The organism is Aporhodopirellula sallentina SM41 (genome assembly GCF_000346505.1).
GTDB classification, from domain to species: Bacteria; Planctomycetota; Planctomycetia; order Pirellulales; family Pirellulaceae; genus Rhodopirellula; species Rhodopirellula sallentina.
The window spans coordinates 1-5,180 of sequence record NZ_ANOH01000396.1 but is presented as its reverse complement, the minus strand read 5'-3'; the positions used below and the strand labels follow the sequence as shown (position 1 = coordinate 5,180).

Annotated in this window: 2 protein-coding genes; both read left to right on the top strand. The window is 57.9% G+C overall.

The genetic code is table 11. The annotated features are described in order from the left end of the window. Nucleotides 1–261 precede the first annotated feature (261 nt). A complete protein-coding gene (locus RSSM_RS25450) occupies nucleotides 262–1,431 on the top strand; it encodes a CNNM domain-containing protein (protein WP_008686629.1) in 1,170 nt (389 codons plus the stop codon). Nucleotides 1,432–1,623: 192 nt separating this feature from the next. Next, complete coding sequence (locus RSSM_RS25445) at nucleotides 1,624–5,121, top strand: caspase family protein (RefSeq protein WP_236621382.1); 3,498 nt, start codon at nucleotides 1,624–1,626, stop codon at nucleotides 5,119–5,121. The last annotated feature ends 59 nt before the right edge of the window (nucleotides 5,122–5,180 follow it).

The window sequence follows — 5,180 nt, the reverse complement described above, 5'->3', positions numbered from 1 at the left end:
TCACCACACCAACTCGCCCAAAACCCGAGTGCTCACGCACTGCGGCTCACCGCGGAATCCCACCGCGCCGGCACATTCGCCTGATCTTGGCGTGCCGTTTGCGGAAATGACCGAGGCGGTTCGTTGGTAGTCTCCCAAACCCGGCCTGGCTGCTACACTATCGCGCTGATGAATCCCGGGGCGTGCGTTTGTCGCGACTCACGGATCGTATTTGACGCGTTTCAACGCCGGTAGCGAACGCCGGTTTTCTTTGGGTCCACTATGTTTCTACTGCTGACGTACCTCGTCGCGGCGATCGGTTTCTCTTTCTACTGCAGCGTCGCCGAAGCCGTCCTGCTGTCCATCACGCCGTCGTTCATCGCCACGCTACGTGACTCCAACGCCAAAGCCGCCGATCGGCTCAAACGATTGAAGGCGAACGTCGATCGCCCTCTCGCCGCGATCCTCAGTCTCAACACGATCGCGCACACGATCGGTGCCGCCGGCGTGGGTGCTCAGGCGGCCGTCGTGTACGGCCAAGGCAGATACGGCGAACACGCGGTCGGTATCGCCAGCGCGGTGATGACGCTGTTGATCCTCGTCTTCAGTGAAATCATCCCCAAAACCATCGGCGCACTTCACTGGCGACGCCTCGGCCCGACGATCGCCATGACCGTCGAGTGGTTGATCTGGTTGCTATATCCGCTCGTTTGGCTCAGCGAAATTTTGACCAAGCTGCTTTCCGGCGGTCACCCATCGCACGCACTGACTCGCGACGAACTCTCGGCGATGGCGGAGATCGGTGTCCAACAAGGTGTTTTGGAAGACCACGAGTCGCGCGTCTTTCGTTCGCTGATGAAAATGCCGGAACTCTCGGCGAGCGACATCATGACGCCGCGAGTCGTCATCATCGCCTACAACGACGACCTGACCATCGAAGAGCTGTTCGCGTCGACGGATGACCTGCCGGTTTCCCGGATTCCGATCTACCACCAAAAGCTCGACGACCTGACCGGTTTTGTCCTGAAGAATGATCTCTTGCTGGCCCGCGCCAACGGCGAGTCGCAGCGGAAACTGAGCGAGTTCTCCCGGCCGCTCAAAACCGTTCACGCGACGACTCCGTTGCCGCATCTGTTGGAACAGTTGCTCGAAGGCCGTTTCCATTTGGCGATGGTCAGCGACCAATACGGCAGCATCGTTGGTTTGGTCACGCTCGAGGATCTCGTCGAAACGCTCCTCGGGCTCGAAATCGTCGACGAGTCCGATGCCCAGGTCGACATGCAATCGTATGCTCGCAAACGTTGGGAAGAACGAGCGACCCGTCGCGGCATCCGCATCATGCCATCCCCGGACGCGGAACCTTCCGAACCGACGCAATCACATTCCAGTCCGCCTGACGATTCGAACGCATCCGAATCGATCACGCAGGGTAACGAGAAAAACGAGAGCTAGCTCGACCAGCTGGATTGCGGCCGTCAAGATCGCCGCACTCCACAACGCCAGAGAACGTTGTCCGCTTCTCGCGTGAAAAACGCCTTTTACCTGTAGGTGTCACCATTCGTTGACGCGTCCCTCGGATCGCGACTACGATTTGGTTCGGGGCACCTGCGTGAGGGTAATTTTTTTCACCGAAAGAGTGACACGATGCATCGCACCGGACGAACCGCTTCGCCCCGTCTCCGCCAACCGAATGTCCGACGGCTTGGCATCGACAACGGGCGTTTTCTCATCGCGTTTGTCGCGATGGTTTCGCTCTCACCGCTCTGCCAGCCCGGTCGCGTCGTCGCGGACGAGGAAAAGTCGATCGGTAGCGCCCAATCCGATCTCGACTTCAACTCGTCGAAAAAGGCGAAGGTCGATAAAGTTCGGATGGAAGAGGAACGGTTTGACTCCGCGAACGACGCACCGATTCGCGAGATCCCGCGTCTGGTTAACAACCTTGATGGCTTTTCCAGCCTGATCGCAGACATCGCGTTTCACCCCAACGGAAAACACGTTGCGACGGCCTGCGCGAATGAGATTCAGGTTTGGGACATCGAGAACGATCGATTGATTTCGAAAATCCGTGGCGCACTCGATCCGAACGCCGGCGGAATCTATGACATCGCCTACAGCCCCGGCGGCAGGTGGTTGATGATCGGAATCGAAACCGTACGGGGCAGCTACGTTCGCTGCTGCAGGACGGACGACTACACGACCACGTTCGGATACTCCGGCGACGACATGGAGTACTCGCGCGGTGCCGTCACGTTGGACTTCACCGGCGACGGAAAACACCTTCTCGTCAACACGTACTTCGAAGAGTATGTCAACGACGATCCTGACGACTACACGACCGAAACGACATACCGACAAACTTTCTATGGCTTCATCGAAAACCCAACGGACAACGAAGTCGACCCGGTAGTTCTCGAACACTACGAAGATCCCGAGGACGTCGGCGGACCGTTGACGTTTTATGGCTCGAACACGCAAGGCTATGACGTGTTCGGCGACCGTACGCTGGACCTCGCACGCAAGACGGTCGTTCCCGGTGCGATCGGTCGCGACGCACAGTGGCTCAAAAGCATCTACAAACAAGCTGAAGCCAAAGCCAAGAAATCGGACGGCGAGGTAACGTGGTTCGACGCCGACGTGAATACCCGTATTGCCACCGTTGGTATCACGATCGGCAACGGAGGTACCGCACGTTATCACGTCGAGTTGTACCGCGGTGATTCCCTCGTCCCCTACCACGTGTTTAAGCGTGTCCGATGGGAAGTCACGGCACTGGACATCTCCGCCGACAGCAAACGCCTCGCCATCGGTGACGCACTGGGCAACTTCCAGGTAATCGATTTGGATTCCGCCGAAGTCATTTTCTCGAAGCGACCTTCGCTGCGGCCTCTTTACGCGGCGGCGTTGGACATTGACACCGGACTACTCGGCCTCGGACGACGCCCCAGCTCAGGCAGCGAATGGAAACAAAACAGCTACGCGAAAATCGACGAAGCCTTTGATTTGGTCAAACGGGAGTTCGTCGATCCGAGCGGCGGCACCTTCCGCGAGCCGGTGACCGCGTTCCCGCCGCCGATCAATGTCTCGGTGAAACAAATGCTCGACAAGGATGAGTATCGATTTTTAAAACTGTTCACGCCGACCAAAACGATCCTGCGAACCGAAGCGCAGGGCAGCATGATCTTCAGTTGGCACTTTCAACCGGGATCCCAAGGATCACCGCTGATCCTTTACGGCGGCACGAGCTTTCTGCAAGCAGAAACGCTGGGCACCCCCAAACCGTCCCATTCCAATGTGATCTCGGTGCTGTCGGCTGAATGCGAAGCAATCGCGATGGACATCACACCAACCAAACGCAACAAGTACATCGTCACCGCATGGAGCGACGGGATCGCGAGGATCTATCGCAACGAAGACCTAAAACCGCAGGTTGGATTCCAGACGCCGATCGTGTGGGAGGAATCCGAAGAGACAGGCAAGAACAGTGTCGTCGAAATTCGCGACGCCAAGGCCGCCGGTGGTCTGAAGGTTGGTGACGTGATCACCGCCGTCGCCGGAATCGATCCGACAGTGTTTGGCAACCGTTCGTCGAGCGACTTCGGTTTTGAACGCAACATCGTCCCCGGTTCCCCACTCAAAATCACGCGAGAGAACGGAGAGATCGTCAACGCAAAATACCTGCCCTTTGACGACCATTTTATCCGAGCCGTCGATCCCGTGCTGAGCTTCATGTCGAATTCCGACGGCGACTGGATCCTGTTCACCCCGGAAGGCCTCTTCGACTCTTCCCCCGGCGCGAGCCGTTTGATCGGTTGGCAACGAAACCGTGGTTTCGATCAAACCGCTGAGTTCTTCGCCGCCCAACTTCTGCGTCGCAAATTACAACGCCCGGATCTCATCCAACAACGCGTCCGCGAAATCCTCGGCCGCAGCCCCGTCGCGGCAATACCCAACGCGTCCGCAAACAGTCCGATCCCCGATGCGGGCAGCGACGTTGCGATGCCGCCTGCGAACAACGCCCCCGCGGCCCCCGACCTTCGCGAACCCACCACCCTCAACCAAATCCTGCCGCCAAAGTTACGGATCGAAGGCGTTCCCGAGGACGGAAAAACTCGCGAGAGCGAAATCGAACTGGTTGTCACCGCCGCACCACTAAACGATCTCCGGGTCCGAGAAATCGTGGTGCTCTCGGGAGGACGCCCCACCGGAACGATCAAGAACATCGAACGCCTCGACAACGGGCAACTCGTCCTGACGACCCGCATCAAACTCAATGCGGGCGACAACGAACTGTCGTTCATCGCAACGAACGAAGCCGCATCGAGCCCGCGGAGAACGGTCAACATCACATGCACGGCGCAGCCACTCGCCGCCGGCGAACTGCAACCGCGGTTGTTCATCCTCTCGGTCGGAGTCTCCGATTACAAGAACGATGATTTTGATTTGAAATACCCCGCCGCCGACGCAAAGTCGTTCGCCGAGTTATGGAAACCGCAACAAGGCCCGTTTTATCGACAAGTCGAAACAAACGTACTCGTCGACAAGAACGCAACAACGACCGACATCCTCGACGGCATGGACTGGTTGATCTCATCGGTCACACAGCGAGACCTCGCGATGGTCTTCATTGCCGGGCACGCGACGTTTGACACTCGCAGCAACTATTATTTCTGTTCCCATGAGGTCGATCCCAAACGTCTGCGTTCCTCGGCGCTACCGTACCGAGCGATCGAACAGCTGATTCAAGATCTACCGTGCAAAGTACTGTTGTTCGCCGACACGTGTCATTCGGGAGCAGCAACGGGAGCGGTCGGCGCCACACGCGCGTTCGGCGAGGAACCGTGGAGCGAAATCGTGACCGACGAAATCGGTGCCGTGTTGTTTGCCAGCAGCAAACCGCGACAACTCAGCATCGAGTCGGACCTATGGGGACACGGGGCGTTCACCCGAGCGATCCTCGACGGCATGCAAGACGAATCCAGCGACGTCGACGGAGACGGTTTCATCAACCTGATCGAACTCGACCAACAGATCAGCAACCGAGTGCAAAAGCTAACCGAAGGCCAACAAACCCCATCCACCGCCAAACCCAGCACGATCGGTAATTTCAAATTAGCAACGATGCTAGGCGACGCAGAAAATTAAGAACCACCGCAGCAAGAAACGCGACTTCAGCCCGTAGCGAAAGTCGCCAACGGGCTGTT

Coding starts and splice junctions, on each gene's coding strand:
- RSSM_RS25445 (WP_236621382.1), top strand. CDS start 1,624: ATGCATCGCACCGGACGAACCGCTTCGCCCCGTCTCCGCCAACCGAAT.
- RSSM_RS25450 (WP_008686629.1), top strand. CDS start 262: ATGTTTCTACTGCTGACGTACCTCGTCGCGGCGATCGGTTTCTCTTTC.